Annotated in this window: 14 protein-coding genes and 1 pseudogene; 1 reads left to right on the top strand and 14 read right to left on the bottom strand. The window is 34.1% G+C overall.

Annotated elements, in window-relative coordinates:
- Nucleotides 1–26: 26 nt before the first annotated feature.
- From MHH42_RS02895 to MHH42_RS02880, 4 genes are all read right to left on the bottom strand, one after another.
- Nucleotides 27–707, bottom strand: a complete 681-nt coding sequence (locus tag MHH42_RS02895; RefSeq protein ID WP_061530683.1) for a GNAT family N-acetyltransferase — start codon at nucleotides 705–707, stop codon at nucleotides 27–29.
- A 180-nt stretch (nucleotides 708–887) separates the two neighbouring features.
- Entirely contained in the window at nucleotides 888–1,760 is an 873-nt protein-coding gene (locus MHH42_RS02890) for an ankyrin repeat domain-containing protein (protein ID WP_340892873.1), read from the bottom strand.
- A 440-nt stretch (nucleotides 1,761–2,200) separates the two neighbouring features.
- Nucleotides 2,201–2,704, bottom strand: coding sequence for a nitrous oxide reductase accessory protein NosL (locus tag MHH42_RS02885; protein ID WP_001220934.1), 504 nt, complete (start codon nucleotides 2,702–2,704; stop codon nucleotides 2,201–2,203).
- Between the two features lie 134 nt (nucleotides 2,705–2,838).
- Nucleotides 2,839–3,093 carry a hypothetical protein gene (locus tag MHH42_RS02880; protein WP_000450026.1) on the bottom strand — a complete coding sequence of 85 codons (255 nt, stop codon included), beginning with the start codon at nucleotides 3,091–3,093 and terminating at the stop codon, nucleotides 2,839–2,841.
- 255 nt (nucleotides 3,094–3,348) lie between these two features.
- On the opposite strand from MHH42_RS02880, the gene MHH42_RS02875 reads away from it, so the two are divergent.
- Entirely contained in the window at nucleotides 3,349–4,653 is a 1,305-nt protein-coding gene (locus tag MHH42_RS02875) for a CitMHS family transporter (RefSeq protein ID WP_016107489.1), read from the top strand.
- A 43-nt stretch (nucleotides 4,654–4,696) separates the two neighbouring features.
- Here MHH42_RS02875 and MHH42_RS02870 read toward each other — a convergent pair whose 3' ends face one another.
- From MHH42_RS02870 to MHH42_RS02830, 10 genes and pseudogenes are all read right to left on the bottom strand, one after another.
- Entirely contained in the window at nucleotides 4,697–5,389 is a 693-nt protein-coding gene (locus tag MHH42_RS02870; RefSeq protein WP_000503458.1) for a response regulator, read from the bottom strand.
- Nucleotides 5,389–6,993 carry an ATP-binding protein gene (locus MHH42_RS02865; RefSeq protein WP_000669467.1) on the bottom strand — a complete coding sequence of 535 codons (1,605 nt, stop codon included), beginning with the start codon at nucleotides 6,991–6,993 and terminating at the stop codon, nucleotides 5,389–5,391. Before MHH42_RS02865 ends, MHH42_RS02870 begins: the two co-directional genes overlap by 1 nt.
- Before the next feature lie 160 nt (nucleotides 6,994–7,153).
- Nucleotides 7,154–8,014 (bottom strand): methyl-accepting chemotaxis protein, encoded by an 861-nt coding sequence (locus MHH42_RS32365; protein WP_370512681.1) that lies wholly within the window; start codon nucleotides 8,012–8,014, stop codon nucleotides 7,154–7,156.
- Between the two features lie 81 nt (nucleotides 8,015–8,095).
- Nucleotides 8,096–9,130 (bottom strand): annotated as a pseudogene (locus MHH42_RS32360) (HAMP domain-containing protein); the annotation flags it as partial.
- A 255-nt stretch (nucleotides 9,131–9,385) separates the two neighbouring features.
- Nucleotides 9,386–10,960, bottom strand: a complete 1,575-nt coding sequence (locus MHH42_RS02855) for a flotillin family protein (RefSeq protein ID WP_000155001.1) — start codon at nucleotides 10,958–10,960, stop codon at nucleotides 9,386–9,388.
- A gap of 12 nt (nucleotides 10,961–10,972) precedes the next feature.
- Nucleotides 10,973–11,521 carry an NfeD family protein gene (locus MHH42_RS02850; protein WP_016107488.1) on the bottom strand — a complete coding sequence of 183 codons (549 nt, stop codon included), beginning with the start codon at nucleotides 11,519–11,521 and terminating at the stop codon, nucleotides 10,973–10,975.
- 246 nt (nucleotides 11,522–11,767) lie between these two features.
- Complete coding sequence (gene colA / locus MHH42_RS02845; protein WP_340892872.1) at nucleotides 11,768–14,665, bottom strand: collagenase ColA; 2,898 nt, start codon at nucleotides 14,663–14,665, stop codon at nucleotides 11,768–11,770.
- A gap of 298 nt (nucleotides 14,666–14,963) precedes the next feature.
- The gene (locus MHH42_RS02840; protein WP_016107486.1) at nucleotides 14,964–17,933 is read right to left on the bottom strand and encodes a leucine-rich repeat domain-containing protein; all 2,970 of its coding nucleotides are present in this window, start codon (nucleotides 17,931–17,933) and stop codon (nucleotides 14,964–14,966) included.
- Between the two features lie 129 nt (nucleotides 17,934–18,062).
- A complete protein-coding gene (gene yhbH, locus MHH42_RS02835) occupies nucleotides 18,063–19,238 on the bottom strand; it encodes a sporulation protein YhbH (RefSeq protein ID WP_001288242.1) in 1,176 nt (391 codons plus the stop codon).
- Between the two features lie 450 nt (nucleotides 19,239–19,688).
- The gene (locus MHH42_RS02830; protein WP_000353271.1) at nucleotides 19,689–21,584 is read right to left on the bottom strand and encodes a PrkA family serine protein kinase; all 1,896 of its coding nucleotides are present in this window, start codon (nucleotides 21,582–21,584) and stop codon (nucleotides 19,689–19,691) included.
- Between the last annotated feature and the right edge of the window lie 372 nt (nucleotides 21,585–21,956).

Genomic DNA, 21,956 nt, shown 5'->3' with positions numbered 1-21,956 from the left:
TAACAGAACACAACAATATTTACATTTCAATCAATATGTAAATTCATTCCATAGTTAATAAGTTTTAGTTTTCTCGCCACTGCTTGTGAAGCACAATTATCCCAAGAGGTACTATAAAGCGGAATACGTTTTTCTTCTTTTATTGACATTTCCCAAGCTTTAACGACATCAGCACCATATCCCTTTCCCTGGAAGCCCTCTACAGTTTCCACACTTGCCTCAGTAGCTATAGGCGTACTTCTTGCACTGCAGCATATAGAAACGACTTGTTCATTTTCAACAATTGCAAAATAAGGTTGCCTCCATTCCATCTGTTCTATTAGATTAGGAAAATTTTCTCGCATGAGCTCTTTATTCTTCTCTGTTATTTGTATCACCCTAGTCGGCTCATTTGAATTATTTGGAAACATGTAAGCAGGACCCATCCAAATATTCTCTACCGTTCTCTCTTCATTTAATACTTTCATGATCTTTGCTATCTCTATGTGATTTGAACGTTCTCGAATTAATTTCTCAATCTTACTTATTATTTCACCATCCAAATTACAATGATATCTCGTTATATTCCCTTCACGAGTTTTGCTAAGAAAAAAACGTGGTGCTTTCGGATTTCCCTGTTCATTTACACTCTTTATTCTTCCCACTTGATTATGAACAAATAAAACCTCTGCCTGAATTACTATTAACTCAAGTTCTGAAAATCGCATTTATGCCCTCCTTCATTACCCTGTGTAGCCTCCATATACCATCCATTCATACTCTATTTTCTGATGTTCAAAACAAAAATCCCATTTAAATACACATTACTGAATCAATCATACTAAAATGACTTCTTCATTCTGTCTATCTAAATGGGATTATTTCGTACTCTTTATGTCTTTTTCTTATTATTCCACCGGTTGTGGTTGCGGCTGCACTACTTCATTCGCACCAGCTATTCTCAACACATTCGCAATATCTTTAAAACCTCTTTTTTCAGCATATTGCAGCGGCGTAATATTTTCCTTATTGGCCATATTTACATCTGCCCCGTGGTCAATAAGCATTTGAATTACTTTCTTATGGCTTTCACTACCATTTCCCAATACAATTGCTTCTATTAAAGCTGTACCACCACGTTCATTTTTATAATTCACATCAATATCTGTATGCTCTAATAATTCTTTAACAACCTCTACATGACCACGCTCAGATGCAGAAATGAGTGCTGTGCCACCTGACTTAGTCGTTTCTTTCGTATTAACTCCTGCATTAATTAATACTTTTACAATATCCGTATACCCTTCTCTACTTGCATAAAGGAATGGATTGCTTTGTTTCTCATCTTTGACTTCAATATTTGCACCTGCACCAATTAATGCTTTAACTGTCTCTACATGATTTTGGTACGTTGCTGCAAGGATAGGGGTTTCTCGGTTGTCACCTTCTACGTTTATATTCGCTCCATCCTGAATCAACTTCATAGCTGTCTCTGTGTCTCCAAGAGTCGCTGAAAGTAACAACTGTTTGTCCAGTAAATTTATACTTTTTTCTTCTTTAACTTCTTCTTGTTCTTTATGCTTTTCTTTTTTCTTTTCGTTTTTCACATGAACCGGTTTCGATTCTGATTCCTCTTGCTTATCGCAAGCCACTACCGTCATTAAAAGTCCTAATAACATACATAATAAAATTTTTTGTTTTCTCACAACTACAGCTCCTATGAAAGATAATGTTTTCTTAACCATTCCTCCATCACATACAATAACTCTTCTTGAGTACATTTATCCATAAGCCCTTTATATTCCTTCTTTAATCGGATTATCTTAAGCTTATCCTATGTTTCTCAACCTATTGGAATGATACGCCTGATGGCCTCATCATTAACATTATGAAGCAATTAGTTTAGCACGTTTTAACCGCATTTGTATACATTTCTAAAAAGTACATAAAGTGAAACTTTAATTAGTGGGGGTTTTGTTCATCTACCACTAATTATTAGTTGAACCAATCGGGCTTTTACGGGCAGTTGATCTCCACCTAACTTCTTTGCTTTCACTAAATTTTGAGGTGGGGATCTTACTGCCCGTTAATGCGGGATAAATGATTGCTTTAGGTCACTATACTCCATTGTAACCGTTCTTCTAAAAATTTTACACCTTTTCTATATTTGCACCTGAGTAATGCTAGAAAAAGACAACTATATAGTTGTCTTTTTCTAGTATTAATGATGCCCACCGTGATTCCCTGTTTTCGGTTTCCCCATCATTTCTTTATTCATTTCCCATTTATGCTCTGCTAGCTCTTTATACGAAAGAACCTTACCCTTATAGTTAGATACAAAGCTCTCTGCATCTTTTTTATTTTTAAATGAAATGACATTATAAGCCATTGGTGTCGTTATTGTTTTATCATATACGTAAGTAGCGTCTTCTAACGAAACCCAATCTTTCGAATCATAATCTCGAACAAATTTTTCTTTCGTCTTTTCGCCTGGATTAATCTCCATCCATTTATACATACAACCAATATCATCAAACTTTAACGCTTTTCCATTTTCTAAAATGATTTCTGTTGCAAATTGATTATCCGTTACCCCAATTTGGCAAATATCACACTTATCATGTTTCTCATCAATTGCCACAGCTGTTGTTCCCTTTTTCCCACACCCCACTATCGTAAATAAGAAACATAAACATATAGCAAGCACAACATACTTTATTCTCATCACTATTCCTCCCTAAAAACCGTATACTCCACAAGGAGAATATCAAAAACTTGTGTGGGATTTGTGAAAAAACAATGTGCTTTTTGTAATATAGAAAACAAAAAAGATGTGTAGCTATTTCTACACATCTTTCATCATTCACAGCCTGTAATTAATAAATCATCTTCTAACTTAACTAATAATGTATCTGTATTAATTTTCTGCCCAACTTCTACATTTACTAATCTTATATTTCCACTGATACCGACCGCGACTTTTTCAAGCTCACCATTATTTTTTCGGACCATCATTAATTTTTCCCACTCATATACATAAGAAGATTCATTAACAAAAATCTCTTCTATCTTCCCCTCATAAGAACTATAAACTTCTTCTATTCTCGTTTCCATTCAAAATCTACTCCCTACTTCGCACTTCACTATTTTCACCTTATTCTATCACTCTTGTTAGAAGTAAATTATATTTTTAAAAATTCAAAATTACCTTCGTGAACAATATGACCAAAATAAAAATTATGCTTCTAATGGTGTTATTTTTCAAATTATTTACCATTTGGATAGATGCTTTTATGATAAACAAAAAACATTGTTCTGAATTTTTACTTTATTTTGAAAGCGCAATCATTTTTTTAAGGGGGAGATCGGATGTTAGCTCTACTTGGATTTGCAATGGTATTTGTCTTTATGTTTTTAATCATGACGAAACGTATGTCAGCATTAGTAGCATTAATATTAATTCCAATTACTTTCGCATTAATTGGCGGATTTTATGCAGACATGGGTCCTATGATGTTAGAGGGCATTCAAAAATTAGCACCTACCGGTATTATGCTTATGTTTGCCATTTTATATTTTGGAATTATGATCGATAGCGGTTTATTCGATCCTGTCATTAGTAAAATATTAAAATTTGTAAAAGGGGATCCTTTAAAAATTGTTGTTGGTACAGCCATTCTTACTATTATTGTTTCATTAGATGGGGATGGAACAACAACGTATATGATTACTGTTTCCGCAATGTACCCATTATATAAACGTCTCGGAATGAATCCACTTATATTAGCTGGGGTTGTTATGTTAGGGGCAGGTGTGACAAATCTTACACCTTGGGGTGGACCAACTGCTCGAGTTATGAGTGCACTTGGACTAGATGCATCAGAGCTCTTTACACCACTTATACCAGGAATGATCGCTGGTGCAATTTGGGTAGTTTTCGTTGCCTACTATCTTGGAAAAAAAGAAAGAAAACGTTTAGGCATTATGGATGTGCAATATTTAAAACAAATGCAAACAATGGATGAGCAAGCTGCCACAGTAGAAGCTGCCGTGCATAAACGCCCTAAACTTCTATGGATTAACTTTTTATTGACCGCTACATTACTTGTCTGTCTCATACTAGAAGTTATGCCGTTACCTGTTCTCTTTACAGTTGCTTTCGCTATTGCTGTTATGATTAACTATCCAAACTTAGAACAACAAAAAGAACGTATTGCCTCTCATGCAGGAAACGTATTAGCTGTTGTTTCACTCGTATTTGCTGCTGGAATTTTCACTGGTATTTTATCTGGAACAAAAATGGTAGATACAATGGCTCAAAGTGTAGTAACTCTTATACCAGATGCACTTGGACCACAGTTGCCAATTATTACAGCTCTTCTTAGTATGCCGTTCACATTTTTCATGTCCAATGATGCATTTTACTTCGGGGTATTACCTATTTTAACGAAGGCTGCTGCTACTTATGGAATTAGTGCAGCTGAAATGGGACGCGCTTCCTTACTCGGTCAACCCGTTCACTTATTAAGTCCTCTTGTCGCTTCCACTTATTTATTGGTCGGAATGGCTAAAGTTGATTTTGGTGAACATCAACGCTTCACTTTATTGTGGGCCGTTGGAACGACAATGGTGATGTTGATTACTGGAATTGTAATTGGGATTATTCCAATATAAGACGCAAAAAACAGTAGAAGAAATAAATCCTCTACTGTTTTTGTTATGAAGAAACGAGAAAATACCTTCTCTCTGGTCTCCCTACACTTCCATATATAAGCTCTGCATGTACTTTCTTCCCAGATATTAAATACTCTAAATAGCGTCTCGCTGTTGATCGACTTACTCCAACCATCGAGCTTAACACTTCTGCGGTAATTCCTTCTTCATTAACTGTTAACATATGCTTTTTTATTTTCGCTAAAGTTAAAGGATCTATTCCTTTTGGAGCATATTCAACTGTATTTCCCTTCACACCTCTTTGAGACCATAAGTGTTCAATTTGTTCTGTAGATAATTGATTGCTTTTCTTTAACTGCCTAATCTTTTTTTGATAACTTTCTAAACTCGCTTTAAAACGGTCAAACATAAGTGGTTTTACGATATAATCAGTTACTCCACCACGTAAAGCATGCCTTACTACATCTGTTTCCGATGCAGCTGTAATCATAATAATATCTGTATCATGCAAATTATGCCTAATATATGTGACAAGTTCTGTTCCTTGTATATCAGGTAAGTACACGTCTAATAAAACGAGTTGTGGCTTCACAAGCTCTAGCCATTCCTTCGCTTGTTCCCCAGTCGTTGCTGTTCCAATTACTTTAAATCCTTCAATTTTTTCAGTAAAACGCCGATGAATGTCCGCAATCCGAATATCATCTTCTACAATTAATACTTCAATCTCCTCACCCATTACAACTCGCCTCTCTCTTTCGGTAATGCAATAATGAACAACGCACCACCTAAATCCCCTTTTTCAATTGCAATGCTTCCATTTAAATCTTCTACTAACTCTTTCACTTTTGCTAATCCATATCCTCGCTTCTCTCCTTCTTTCGTTGAAAAGCCTTTATAAAATATGCTAGTAATTATTTCATCATGAATCCCTTGCCCCGAATCTTCCACTTCAATTAATATTTCTTCTCCGATATCTGTTACAAACATTCTAACTTTCTTATCATGCTCTTGATTTTTTTCAATTGCTTCAAATGCATTCGTAATTAAATTCCCTAAAATCGAAACGACATAATTACTCTCAATATGCGGACTTAATGTTTCTAAACTACTTTCTCGATCTAGTACAAAATCAATCTTCAACTCTCTTGCCCTATTATAAAATCCAATTAAAATTCCACCTAGCCATGGATTTTGAATTCGCTTCATAATAAATTGAACAAAATCTTGATATACCGCCGTCTCCTTATGAATGAGCTCTAGAGCATCTTCATATGACTCTAATTGGATAAGACCTGAAAGCGTATACAATAAATTGTTGTATTCATGGGTTTGTGCTCGTAACGCCTCTGTATATTGCTTCGTCTGAGATAATTCTGCTGTTAACTGGTCCATTTCAGATTTCAAACGTAAGCTCGATACGACGCCGGTTACTTTATTATTTACTTTAATAGGTAGACGATTAGCAATAACAGCCTGCCCTTTTATATTTAATTGACGATCAAACTGTTCTTCACCAGTTTGAAGTACATCTAGTATGGATGAATTAGGAATTATATTTAAAATAAATGATCCAATGATATTTTTTCGGTTGTCTAGTGAAAGAATATCGTAGGCTGCTTGATTGACTAAACTAATCATGCCCTTTTTATCAATTACGATAATCCCTTCTCGTACAGATTGAATCACTGTACTATGCTCTTCATATAAAGATGAAATTTCTTCTGGTTCCATCCCAAACATCATTCTTTTTATACTTGCAGCTAAATATATGGAACCGATTATTCCCATTAACAAACCGATTATTGTAATCCAAAATACACGCTTTCCATACACTTCTACCGCTCCATGAATATCATCCATTGAAAATCCAACAGATACTACACCAATAATTTTATTATCCTGATTACGGATTGGAACTTTTCCGCGTAAGGAAGGTCCTAATGATCCCGTTGCTTTCGAAACGTAAGATTTCCCTTCTAATAGCACTCCTTTATTATCTCCACCAACCATTACTTCTCCTATTTTGTCTTTCTTGGGGTGTGCATAACGAATCCCTTCTTTATTTCCAACCACAATAAAATCAGCATCTGTATCAATTCGAATTTTTTCTGCAATCGGTTGAATAATAGAAGCTGGATTTTCTTTTTGAAAAGCTTCCGCGATTTCCGGTATAGCTGCAACTGTTTTCGCAACATGCAAAGCTCTTTTACCAATTTGCTCTTCTACTGTTTCAGATAATATGTAGTAAAACAAATAACTTGTTAACAAAAGCACAACAAGAATAAGTGTACTAATAGTTAATGTAATTCTCGGTTGTAGTTTTAATTTTTTAAATTTCAAAACCATTCCCCTAACATGGATAAAGATAGAATTTAAAGAAAATACAGTTTTTTAAATTGTTAAACTTAATCATAACACGGTTACTACACATTTCTTTATTTTTATCTCCATAAAAAAAGAAACGAAGTAAAATTACTACCTCGTTTCTTAATATTTTTTATTACACTTTAAACTTGCCAATCATCTCTTGCAATTCTTCTGCCATTTGTGATAAGTGAACTGCTGCTCCATTAATTTCATCTACTGAAGCTAATTGCTCTTCAGAAGAGCCAGCAATATTTTGAACACTTGCTGCATTTTCTTCAATCGTAGCTGCAATTTCATTAATAGATGCACTTACTTGTTTGGCATCTACCGTCATTTGTTTCGCTACTTCTACCATACTATCAATTTGCACAACTGTATCATTTGTAGATTTCAATATTTCAGCAAAGCTTTGCTTCGTTTCATTTGCAACTACAAGACCTGATTGTACTTCTGTTCCAACTTGATTCATAGAGCTTACCGTTTCTTTTATATCAAATTGAATCTCTTTCACTAGTTTTCCAATTTCCGTAGAAGACTGTCCTGATTGTTCAGCTAATTTTCGCACTTCATCCGCTACAATTGCAAATCCTCTTCCTTGCTCCCCAGCTCTTGCAGCCTCAATTGCAGCATTTAATGCTAATAAATTTGTCTGCTCTGCAATATGTTGAATCACTTCCAGAATTGCTCCGATTTGTTTCGACTTATCATCTAATAAAGCAATGACTTTATCTGAATTTGAAACTGACTCATGAATTAATTGCATTTGATTCACAGTTTGCTCAACTAACTTCCCACCATCTTCAGCTTTTTTCTTCGTATACATAGAAGCTGTTGATACTAATGAAGAACTATCAGCAACACGCTGAACTCCTTCTGTAACTTCTTCTAATAACGTCGCTCCTTCTTCAACTTCTCTCGTTTGTATTTCAGCCCCACTCGACACTTGCTCTATAGCTTGTGTAATTTGTTCTGTCGCTTCACTTGTCTGCTTCATGCTAGCTGTTAATTCTTCTGAAGATGCTGCTACATGACTTGCTGAAATATTTATATTGGAAATGACATTATGTAATGATGATGCCATCTCATTAAAACTTTCTCCTAACTGCCCGATTTCATCTTTAGAATGAACTGTAATAGATTCTGTTAAATCACCTTCACTAATTTTCCTAGATGATAGAACAAGTTGTTTTAACGGTTTAATAATAGAAGCAATTATGAAGTAAATTAAAACCCCACCAATCATTAATGAAATCCCAATAACAGTTATCGTTTTATAGAAAATAGGTTCAGCCGCTTGAATAATTTCTTTTGAAGGCATTATCCCCGCTATTTTCCATCCATTTTTCTTATTCGTTTTAAAAGTAATGTTACGATCTTCACCATCTAATGAATAATGAAAATCACCAGCTTCCTGTTTATAAAATTCCTTACTAAGTTTCTCTTCTAACTTCTCACCCGGCTTCAGTGTCGGGTGTGCGACTACATTTTTATCTTGATCAAATATCGCTACATAACCTTCCTTACCGATATTAACCATCTTGGAAGTAGTTACAATATTATTGATAATTAAGTCAATCCCAAGAACGCCACTTTTATCCTCATTTTGTTTTGCCAATGTGATAACCGTATTCCCTGTCGTTTTTGACTTATATGGAGCAGTTACAATCACTTCTCCGCTTTTTTCCACTGCCTCTTTATACCAATCTCTTTCTGTAGGATTATATCCTTCCGGCATTTGAATTGCCGGTGATTGAATAAATTGTCCATTGCTAGACCCAGTATAGATAGCTTCCATTTCCGGATGTAACTTATTATATTCTTCTAGTTTATTTTGGATATTTTGTATTTGATCCGCTTGGTAACTTGATTGTGTAAATAATTTCGTAAAATAAGTTGCATCTACTTTTTTACTATCCAATTCCTTATTAATTACATTATCCAAAATTTTTATATTATCTTTCGCCGAGTTTAAAATCGTTTCATTAAAATTTGTTTTCGCCTGCTGATAAGACGTCCAACCAATTACAATACTTGGAAGAATTAAAATGATAATAAATGACACAAGTAACTTTGTTTTTAAACTACTACTCCTTAACTTCCTTTGAAACATATTTCTACCCCTCCATACCGTTTTACATGCAATAAATTACAATTAATCCGTTTATAAAAATTTTAAGATATAAATAAATTGACGAGACTCTCTATTTCTCTTCTACCCATCTTTCTAAATTTAAAGGATTATTGCATACTTACTTCATTCTATAAAAATTAAATAATTAAAACAATGTATAAAAATGTATATTATTCGAAATATTATGATTCACAGAAGAACCTCTAGCACATGCTAGAGGCCCTGCCTACCTTACTATTCTTTATCTTTTTCTACTTCTTTTTTCTTATCTTCTACTACAGATACAACAGGTTTATCACTTGATAATTGTTGTACCGCTCCTTTTCCTGCAAATCCTTCTAATAGCTCTTTTAAGTCAATTCCAGAAGAAGCTTTTAACGTTTCTTGCATCGTTGCCATTAAATCAGTCGCATAGCCCGCAACTTTTCCGGCCCCGCTATTTTTACCACCGCCGCCTGTATCGACAACTGTGATTTTATCAATGTTACTAAGCGGACTTGCAAGTTCCTTCGCATAACTTGGAAGCATTTTAAGAACCATATCCATAATTGCCGCTTGACCATATAATTCAAATGCTTCTGCAATTTTTTGTTTCGCTTCTGCTTCTGCTAAACCTTTTAACCTAATAACATCTGCCTCTGCTGTACCTTGCGCTTTTTGTACTTCCGCTTTCGCTTGACCTTGTGCTTTTTCAATCTCCGCCTTCGCTAAACCTTCTACACGTACTTCTTCTGCACGTGCTCTCGCTTCTGCTTCAATCTTATATTGATCTGCATCTGCCTTTTTAATTTGTTTTACTTTTTCTGCTTCTGCTGATTGCTCAACAGCATAGCGATCTGCATCGGCTTTTTTCTTAACTTCTGCATCATATTGCTTTTCACGACGTGCAATCTCTTTTTCTTCTAACTCAATTTGCTTTTCACGCTCAATGATTTTAACGCGCATTTGCTCTTCTGTAACACCTTGTTGCGCTTTCGCCTGTTGTAATTCGTAAGAAAGATCCGCATCTGCACGAGCCTGCTCTTGTTCCCTCTTATAGGACTGTACTTTTAATTCTTTATGTTTTTCAGCTTCAGCGATTTGTGCATCACGTTGATATTCTGCTTCTTTTGCCTCTTTTTCAGCACGTGCTTTTTCAATACGTGCTTCTTTTTCACGCTCTGCGTTCGCAATTGTTGCATCACGCTTAACTGTCGCAATTTGCGGCTGACCAAGCGCATCTAAGTATCCATTTTTATCCATTATTTCTTTAATTGTGAAAGAAACAATGCGAAGTCCCATCTTCTTTAAATCTGTAGAAGCTACTTCATGCACCTTTTGAGCAAATTGCTCTCTATTACTATACGCATCTTCTACTGTCATAGAAGATAAGATAGCACGGAGATGCCCTTCTAAAACTTCTTTTGCTTCTATTTTTAACTCTTCCGTTTCTTTTCCTAAATATTGTTCAGCTGCTGTAGAAACTTCTTCAATTGTGGATCCTACTTTAATAATAGAAACACCATTTACTGTAATTGGTACACCTTGTTTCGTATACGTATCACGTGTACCAACTTCTAATTTGTAGTTTAATAGGCTTAAAGGCTCTGCTCTTTGCATAATTGGAACTACAAAAGTACCGCCACCGCGAATAATCTTAATCTTCTTTCCATCATCAGTGGTAACAACATTTTTCCCACCACCAAGCCAGTTCCCTGTAACAATTAACGCTTCATCTGGACCAACTGTTCGATACTTCGTAATGAATACTAAAATGAGTAGAATTAAAATTGCGAGTAAAACTCCACCGATAATTAATGGAATCGTCATGTAAATTCCCCCTTATAATTTTGGTTTCTTTAAAGAATAAGCGATGTTCTGTACAAGCAAAACACCATCTTGAACTCCCTCGATAATAACTTCAGTTCCTTGTGAAATATCTTTCTTTCCAATTGTTTTAGCTGGGATTGCATTACTTCCAAATTGGGAGGAGATTAATACTTCACCAAATCCTTCTGTAGGAATTGTCGTAATGACTTCTCCCTTGCAACCAATGAATTCATCCATACGTTGCACCGTATTTTGCTCTGCCTCTGCAATCGGTTTTAAAATTAATATTTTCATTATGAAAACACCGATAAAAGATATAGCAAATGAACCAGCGAAAATAATAGTACTATTAAAGGAAAATAAATATTCTCCTATATAACTAATTCCACATAACATAGCGAAGAAACTAAGTAGTAAGGTAACAACGGATACAGATCCGCCCCCAAAACTAAATATTGATTCAAATATATCTCCAAAGAAAATATAAATAACAGTGAGTATAGTAGCAATAATAAATCCATATAAATAAATTGTTTCAAGTGGATAACCAAACAAGAACATTTCTTATCCCCCTTTCTTAAACAATCTCTTTTTTGTTATGTGTATGCCTCACCTCTTTCAAAGATTATTAATCTCAATTTTCAGTTATTTACCCTTTAAAGAAAAACCTGTAAGACAGGTCTCTAAAAAAGAACAGGAGAAACCTATTGTGACAGGCTCCTCCTAGAAAATAACCGATATATTATATATCTATATAATATATTATTTTCCACAAAAAGTAAAGTTAAACATACATTGGAAAAGCACTTATTTTAGTGATAATGAGTACGTTCCATCGCCATTATCATATTTATATACATACAAGTAATACTTACCTGGTTTTGCATTTAATTTTGCTTCTATATGATTTCCATTAGCTTGACCGTAAGCAGCATAATTTTGCATATCTGATTCATGGTGAAGTACCCACGTCATCCCAATTCCATACTCATTTAAAACAGAAATATCGAGATCTTTCGCTGCTGCTACATTAAATGTATAAACATCGGTGTGATCCCCGCCGATAAGGCTACCTTTTATAGTAGTGTTTAGTCCGATACGATTTGCTTCCTCTTTACGATTATTTGGTTCAGATTCTGTTAAACTTCCATCTTTAATCGTAACAGTTGTTTCACTTCTACTCTCTTTTCCTTTATCATCTTTTACTCTTAACACTACTTTAAAAGTTCCTTCTTTTTCATATGCATGTACTGGATTAACTTCTGTACTTGTTCTTCCGTCTCCAAACTCCCATGAATAAGAAACGATTTTTCCATCTTCGTCGTTTGATCCATCACTTTTGAATTGAATTCCTTCTTTTACAAGCCCATTATAAGGACCGTTTATATGAACTGTCGGAGCTTTATTTTCTCCGTCATCTTTTGCGATACCATGGAAGACTACATCATATTCAAATTCATTGGAACTATTCACACGATAATTGACGAAATATGCTGTAACCGTTTTGTAGCCGCTCCATTCTTTTTGCGCCAATTGTTCTAAAGCTTCATTTACTCTTTTACCCATTGCATTCCAGTCTTCTGATTCGCCTTTTGTTACACTACCTGTAAACGTACCTTCTAATGTAAATGTATTAAAGAATTGAGACTCGTGTTTTGTCATTTTTGCATCTTTCATAGACAACATCTCACTAATTTCTTTCTTCACTTCTGTTAACGACTTTGGTGCATGTTCAGCTAAATAATCATCTGCTACTTCCGGTACAGTGTACTTATCTTGATTATTAATTAACTGCTGCATATACTCTTGATACTCTTTATTTAGCTTAGAATCTTTACTTAGGTTTTCACGATATGCATCATAATTTTTCACGTCATTCGCACGAATTAAATCTTGAATTTTATCAAATGTTTCAAACTGATGCGTATATAAGTAAGACTGCAATGCGAACGAGTAGTTATAGAAATCCCAAGAACCATATTTAGCAAATAGTGTGCGCTCTGCTGTATAACGGCTTGCAGGATCAGATGATAATCCGCTAATGATGCTCTTTCTCGGTACTACATTATTTGTACGAGTAGATCCTGCGAAAAATTCTGCATTCCCTTCTTGGAACCAAGTTAATCTTTCATTTTGATACATATCTCCTCTTCCAAATAAACCGGGAACTTCATATCTCCCTTGAAGATAGTGAGTAAACTCATGACGGAATAACTCTTCTAAACTATAAATACTTTGCTCTGATGTACGCTCATATGTAAAGAATGTACCTGTCTCTTCAATATAAATTCCACCATTGTTTGTTTCATATCCATACAATTGTCTATTTAACTGATATTCATCTGGACTATTATAAATTACAATCGTTAATACATCATCCGCATTTCCTGGCTCTAACGCTTTGTCATTTCCAATTACACGATGATACTGTGCCTTTACTTCCTTCGCAGCCCAATATAGTCTCTTAATTTTTTCTTCTGATACTTTATCTCCTGTTTTGAACACAATTGATCCATCGTCGAATGTATACGTTTTTGGTAAGTATTGCTCTTTTCCTTCTTTACGTATTTTCTCTAAATCTACCGTATTCCCGCTATAATCTTTCCCATTATAATTTGTTGTAATTTGTTCTACCGCAACAAAATACGGTTCACTTAAACGCGGATACATATGCATCGCTTGTGTAACAACCTCTAGTCCTTTATTTGGATTGCTATGAAACTTCCCTAAACGGCTAGCAAAATAAATTCCATTATTAACGAGCCATTTATTTTCTGACGTTACTTCATTTAGAAGAGCAATACGATTTATTTCATTAATAAACCCATCTACTTTTCCATACCACATCGTTTCATTCGCTTCTTTACGGGCCTCATTTAAGTAAGACTGTATATCATAATCAATGCCTTGCATCATATCGTATACAGCTTGTCCTTTCATACGATCGTCTACATATGCATTAAAATTATCATTATATTGTTTTAAAATATTCGATGCGTATTGCACTGTTTCAACATCACTTGATGCATTACTAATTAATTTACCGTATGCAGATACTACTGTATCTTGCTCATTTGTTCCAAGCTTAAAGTTTGGATTTTTTGCGATTGCTTTTAAAGCCGGTAAGCATTTGTCCTGGAAGCTTCTTTCATTTAAAGCGCTTAATTCATTATTATAAAATGCAAGATAAAAAGCTGAACGTAACACTTCAGTAAACGTTTGAATTCCTTTTGAATCATCTTTCGTAAATGTACTACCTCTATGAGCTAATTCATCTATAATGACTTGCATTTTTCCGTTATCTTTATAAAAAGCTTTTGCATCTTCATTAAACTGGAATAAGTCTGTAATTTGATGCCACTTAATACTGCCTAACGTTTCAACTAACTCTTGATCATTCATTTTGTTTAAATCAGCCATTGAATAGCTGTCTTTAGCTTGCTTTACTGCCAAGTTCCTCGTAATAGATGCTGGTCGCTGTGAAAAATCTCCTACTTTTAAACGTTCTTGAAATGATAATGTTTCTTCGGCTTTAGAAACGTGTCCGATCTCATCTACTGGTTTTTCAATTCCAACTGGTTTCGAATGCAATACATTATATGGCACCTTTTCTTCTGCTGATACATTCGTTTGAATTGCTCCTAACGATAGCGCCATTGTACTAATACTAAGCATCATTTTATTAATCTTTGATTTCTTGTTCATATCATTGCCCCCTATTTATATATTCCATTCACGAAATTAACATATTATCCGGATGAAAAGATATAAAATGCAATATTTCATATTATTTCTTCATACAATTTGAACGTATCTTGAACGAAAAGTACTTACAATTCCCGCTACAGTTTCTCCATTATTTTAGTGATTAAAACATCCTCGTATCCATATCCTTCCCCTATTCAAAAAGACCTTATCATAAGCGTATTTCAACATGAAATTGCTATGATAAGGTCTTCTCAAATGTTTATGTATTTTTCGTAATAATAAGATAAAACGTTATTTATTTCTTAAATACTCTCTTTCTAAATACAAACATACTTAATGCTGAAAGAACAAATGCTAATCCCGAAAGTAAACTCGATGTGTTAGCTTGACTACCAGTTGCTGCTAAAGACTTCTGATTTTCCTCTTGCTTATTAGCTTGTTGCTTATTTGAAACTTTTTCTTGCGTACTCTCTTGTCCTACCACCTTCACCGGCCCAACTTGATTATCCCCTTTTGGCTCTTGATTCAATCCAGTTGTTGATTCTTTTACCTCTTCTTTTGTACCTTCAACTTCTTTTACTGGTTCTTTCACTTCTTCTTTTGTACCTTCAACTTCTTTTACTGGCTCTTTTACTTCTTCTTTTGTACCTTCAACTTCTTTTACCGGTTCTTTTACTTCTTCTTTCGTTTCTTCAACTTCTTTTACCGGCTCTTTTACTTCTTCTTTCGTTTCTTCAACTTCTTTTACCGGTTCTTTTACTTCTTCTTTTATCTCTTCAACTTCTTTTGCTGGCTCTTTTACTTCTTCTTTCGTTTCTTCAACTTCTTTTGCTGGCTCTTTTACTTCTTCTTTCGTTTCTTCAACTTCTTTTACTGGCTCTTTTACTTCTTCTTTCGTTTCTTCAACTTCTTTTACCGGTTCTTTTACTTCTTCTTTCGTTTCTTCAACTTCTTTTACCGGTTCTGTCACTTCTTCTTTTTCAACTATATTTTGGATTACCGTTCCATTAAAACTTATACTAATTTCATCAGAATCTAAATCAAATTTATATACCTTTTCACCTGGGGTACTCCATTTTATTACTCCGTTATTAAGCGTTCCGCCCTCACCTGTCATTTTGATATTGTCAATAGCTTCTCCTTCTAAGTCATATACAGGGACTTGAATTTCTTCATTTACTTTTGCTTCATCTAAAATGATTGTTTGTCTCCCGACATCAATTGAAAACCACTGCCCTAATTGTATTAGCGGTCTTACATCACAAATCTCATTCCCTGCTAAATTCAAGCTAAGTAAGTCCAGCATTGAACCAATAACCGTTACATCTTTAATATGATTGTCTGCAAGATTTAACCACTGTAAGTTTTTTAATGAAGATAACGGTGTTATATCTTCAATTTGATTATGAGATACATTCACAATATTTAATTGTTTCAAATTTGAGATGAACTCAATATTTTTCAAGCCTACTCCTTCTAAAGTGAGGTTTTCTAAGTTCGTCATGTACTCTAAACCTGTTACATCTTTTATCTCTTTTCCTTTTTCTTTAAGTATCTCTAATGTTTTAATCTGTAATAAATCTTCTTTTGTTATAGGAGCGTTTAAATTCTCTCTACCTAAATTCTCTTTATTAATATGTTGTTGTAAATGTTTATCCAGGATTACATTTTGACTTTCTTTTTGTTTTTCAACTATTTTCTGGACAACCATCCCATTAAATCTTATTTTACTTTCACCAGAGCTTGTATCTAATCTAAATTCATATGTTTTTTCTCCAGGACTATTCCATTTTATAAATCCATTATTCAGAATGGCCCCCTCACTTTTTAAATTGATATTTTGAAGTGACTCCCCTTTAAGATTGTATATTGGAATTTGTATTTCTTCATCTACGCTTGCTTCATCTAAAAAGATTTTTTGTCGTTGAATATCAATTGAAATTCGCTTACCCAATTCCTCAACAGGCCTTACGTCAGCAATTTCATTCGCTCCTAGGTTCATCTCATGTAAATCTGTTAAATTACTCAGCGGTGATATATCAGAGATATAATTCTCTTCTAAATTCAGTACTTGTAATTTTCCTAATTTAGATAATGGTGATATATCTTTTATTTCACTATCAGCAATTTCTAGTTCAATAAGATTACTCATTTTACTAATAGATTCAACATTACTAATTTTATTGTTCCCTATCCATAATAGTTCCACATTACTTAATTGGTTAATTCCAGTAAGATCACTGATTTGATTATTGGCTAAGTATAACTGTTTCATAGTTGATAATGTAAATAATGGCTGGATGTCTTCAATGTTATTACCAACTAAATCTAATGTTTTAATTTTTTTCATTTTACTTAATGGTGTAAGATCAGAAATTTTATTATCTCTTAAAAAAAGCATATTAATATTCTCTAACTGCTCAATTGGATGAATATTTTTAATTGGATTAGAAGTTAAATCTACGTACTTCAAATCTCTCAGTTTCGAGATGGCTGATATATCTGTTACATTAGATTCTCTTAACGTCAACTTCTCTAAATTTGTCATATGTTCTAAACCAGCTATTTCATTTATTCCTTCACCTGAATAAATGGATAATGTTTTAATCTTTAATAAATCTTCCTTAGTTATTGGATCATTTATATTTTCTCTATTTAAATTATGTTTATTAATATGCCTTTGTAATTGCTTATCTAATATTACATTTCCGCTTTCATCTTGTTGTTCCACTTTATCCTCTTTATTTTCCTTTTCTGGAACATTGTTTTCTAAATTTAAAGCATTTACTTCAAACTGCACTTGATATTTATTATCATAGGCCATCGTTGGAATATAAATATGCATTTGCATATTATATCTTTTTCCCAATTCCCCAACTTCAAATTGAATAACCTTCGTTCCATTTTTCTTTTTGTCTTCTGATATAACCTTTACATCATGAAACACACCAGGAGTATGAATATCCTCTGTTTTCAAGTATTGGAAGAAATCGCTATCACTTAACGTTGCTGTTACAATTTTCTTTCCATTCTCAATTGTTAATTTCGGATCCTTTATATAAACAGCTGCCATAGACTCTTCATTCGTTTTATCTTTATATGCTTTAATAACAGCGTCATATGTACCATCTTCTAAACCTTGTCCCGTTTTATTCGCCTCAATTGCTACCGCCGCTAAAGCAGGTGTCGAATACACAGCAAATGGAAGTGATAACGCCGCCGCTATAATCATTGCATTTATATGTTTTTTTTTATTTTTTTTCAACTTTACATCTCCTCCAATATATATAATTCAAAATGTAATCATTTCTCGAATAAATGATAATGATTTTCATTATCATTGTCAACTAAAAAAATAAAAAGTTTACAAAAAAATAATCCCTTTTAAAAGGGATTATGCCATTTTCTCTCCTGATTCTTCTTTAAAAAAGCTCTTCATCGCATGGAATACGTCTGCTTTTTGCTTTAAAATATAATATCTAAAGTTCTCATCTTTAATATTTTTATAGGCTGACATAAGCGTACTATGGCGGTTGTACTGATTCACTTCCCCATACCCAAACATATTACATTTCTTCATCAGCTCCTCAACAAGCTTTACACATCTCGCATTATCTGATGTTAAATTATCACCGTCTGAAAAATGGAATGGATAAATATTATAGCGGTCTGGTGAATATTTATTATCGATAAGCTCTAATGCCTTTTTATACACGGAAGAACATATTGTTCCGCCACTTTCTCCTTTTGAGAAAAATTCTTCTTCTGTAACAACTTTCGCTTCTGTATGATGAGCAATAAATTCAATATCAACTGTTTCATACTTTGTACGTAAAAATCTTGTCATCCAGAAAAAGAAGCTACGTGCCATATACTTCTCCCATATTCCCATCGATCCACTCGTATCCATCATCGCTAATACAACAGCTTTTGAATCTGGCTTTAACACTTCATTCCAAGTACGGAACTTTAAATCCTCTTGGTGAATTGGATGGAAAGACGCTTTACCACGCATTGCATTTCGTTTATATGCAGATATCATCGTTCGTTTCTTATCAATATTTCCCCATAGTCCTGTTTTTCTAATGTCATTAAATTCAATATGTTCAATCCGGTTTTCATCCATTTCTTTTCTCTTTAAATTAGGAAGCTCTAGCTCTTTGAAAAACGCTTGCTCTAATTCTAAAATAGAAACTTCAGCTTCATAATAATCTTCTCCAGCTGCATCTCCTGCACCTTGACCTTTTCCTGGGCCTTTTTGCTTTTGACCACCTGATCCATCTCTCGCAACGACATCACCAACTTTGCTATCACCAGTTCCTTGCCCAACGTGTTTGTTTTTATCATAATTGTACCGAATCTTATATTCATCTAAAGAACGAATTGGTATTTTTACAACATCCTTGCCATTAGACATAACAATGCTTTCTTCTGTTACAAGATCGGGTAAATTATTCTTAATTGCCTCTTGTACTTTTTCTTGATGGCGCTGTTGGTCGTCATATCCTTTGCGATGGAGGGACCAGTTTTCCTGTGAAATCGTATAATTTGGTTGATTTTCTTCGCTCATTCCTTTCCCTCCTTACTGTAATTGTCTTTCTCTATGAACAGCAATCTATAAATTTTGTTCTATAATGTTCAAGCTAAAATATTTGAAAGGTAACTGCCCATCGAAAATCACCCCATAAACATATATAACGTTTTACATACAATACTCCGAGCATCCTAAACAAAATTTTGCCACTCACATAATAGAAAGAAATATTCAGCCTCTGATAAGAAAGAAACACAATGCATTGTTGCACACATTTTCACTTTGCAACATATTGTATTGTGTTGGCTTTTTTCGTATGAATGGTTGGTTACTCTATCATATGCATATTGTAAAAATAATTGACAATAAATTCATGAAATTGCATCTTAATTTATTATATTTGGACAAGGTATGACACTTTACACATATGAATGGATAATAAAACGCTGTCCCGCAAAAAACAAGAGACAGCGTTTTGTTATCAAACTATCGATTTAGCAAGCTACCTACATAGCGTAATAATTCATTTGCCGAAGAAGAATTATAGCCATGCTCATCAATTAAACGTGCAACAACATCGTTGATTTTCTTAAGCTGATTTTCATCTGGTGTTTTCGTTGATGTTGTGATTTTCACGACATCTTTTAAATCAGCAAATAGCTTCTTCTGAATCGCTTCGCGAAGACGTTCATGCGAGTTATAATCGAAACGTTTTCCTTTACGCGCATAAGCAGAGATGCGAATTAAAATTTCTTCACGGAATGCTTTCTTCGCGTTTTCTGAAATTCCAATTTGTTCCTCAATTGAGCGCATTAGTTTTTCATCTGGGCTCATTTCTTCACCTGTTAATGGATCACGTAATTTCGATTTATTGCAATATGCTTCAACGTTATCTAAGTAATTATCCATAAGTGTCTTAGCCGATTCTTCGTATGAATATACGAATGCTTTTTGTACTTCTTTCTTAGCAATTTCATCATATTCTTTTCTTGCTAATGAAATGAAGTTCATATAGCGCTCACGATCTTCATTACTAATGGATGGATGCTGATCTAATCCATCTTTTAAAGAACGAAGTACGTCTAGTGCATTAATAGATGGTACTTCTTTTCTAATAATTGTAGAAGAAATTCGGTTAATAACATAACGTGGGTCAATACCGCTCATACCTTCATCTTGGTATTCCCGTTGCAATTCTTCTACATCAATCGCATTATAACCCTCTACCATTTCACCGTCATATAAACGCATCTTTTTGTTTAAATCAATATCTGGACGCTTCGGATCTTTTAAGCGAGTTAAAATTGTAAACATCGCTGCAACACGAAGTGTGTGTGGTGCAATATGCACATTCGATACATCACTTTCATGAATCATCTTCTCATAAATATGTTCCTCTTCACTCACTCGTAAATTGTATGGAACTGGCATTACAATAATTCTTGAATGCAATGCTTCATTTTTCTTATTTGCTATAAATGAGCGATACTCTGTTTCGTTCGTATGCGCTACAATTAATTCATCTGCTGAAATAAGCGCAAACCTTCCCGCTTTGAAATTACCTTCTTGCGTAAGCGATAATAAATGCCATAAAAACTTCTCATCGCATTTTAACATCTCTTGGAATTCCATCATCCCTCGGTTCGCCTTATTTAATTCTCCATCAAATCGATACGCACGAGGATCTGATTCTGAACCATATTCTGCAATTGTTGAAAAGTCTAGACTACCTGTTAAATCGGCAATATCTTGTGATTTTGGATCAGACGGGCTAAATGTACCAATCCCTGTACGACGATCTTCCGAGAAGAAAATACGCTCTACAACTACATCCTCAATTCTTGACCCATATTCTTGCTCTAGACGCATTACATTTAATGGTGATAAATTCCCTTCAATTCTCACTCCATACTCATCAAAGAAATCATCCCGTAAATGATGTGGAATTAAATGCAGTGGATCTTCGTGCATCGGGCAGCCTTTAATTGCAAAAATCGCTCCACGATCTGTACGTGAGTATGTTTCTAATCCTCGTTTCAACATCGTAACTAATGTTGATTTCCCTCCACTAACAGGACCCATTAATAATAAAATACGTTTTCTAACATCTAATCTTTTTGCAGACGGATGAAAATATTCTTCAACAAGACGCTCTAGTGCATCCTCTAGTCCAAACAGCTGATTACTAAAGAAATTATATTTTCTTCTACCATCAACTTCTTCAATTCCGGCATCTTTTATCATATTGTAAATGCGAGAGTGTGCTGTTTGAGCCACCCATGGTCTTTCTTTCACAAGCTCCAAATACTCCGCAAACGTACCTTCCCATTGTAAACGTTCTTCTGCTGCTCGATGCTGTTCAATCTTTTTTAGAATATCCATTATAGCTCCTCCCCCATCTCCTTGTTCAATCGGATTATTATAAAAGGTATGCTAGGATGTCCTTAAACATTCTTTAAATCAAAACGAAATATATAGTAGTGCTATAAAATTCTCTCCAAAATTCAAAGAAAATTCTGTATAATATAGGTATTAAAGTTTTCACACTGCTATTCATTATAAATAAATTCTTTTCTTCTAAGAACCTTACATACATTTCAATTCATAAATAGAATTCGTAAATCGAAAAAGTAGGGGGAATATTAATATGAAATTATTATTAATTTTAGGTGTATCACTCACATTTCTTACAGCTATTTTCACATCTGGTTACAACGATAAACCAGGTACACATAAAAAGTGATGTGCTTTTAG

Source organism: Bacillus sp. FSL L8-0099 (genome assembly GCF_038006385.1).
In the GTDB taxonomy this organism is placed as follows: Bacteria; Bacillota; Bacilli; order Bacillales; family Bacillaceae_G; genus Bacillus_A; species Bacillus_A toyonensis.
This window is presented reverse-complemented; position numbering and strand designations above follow the sequence as displayed.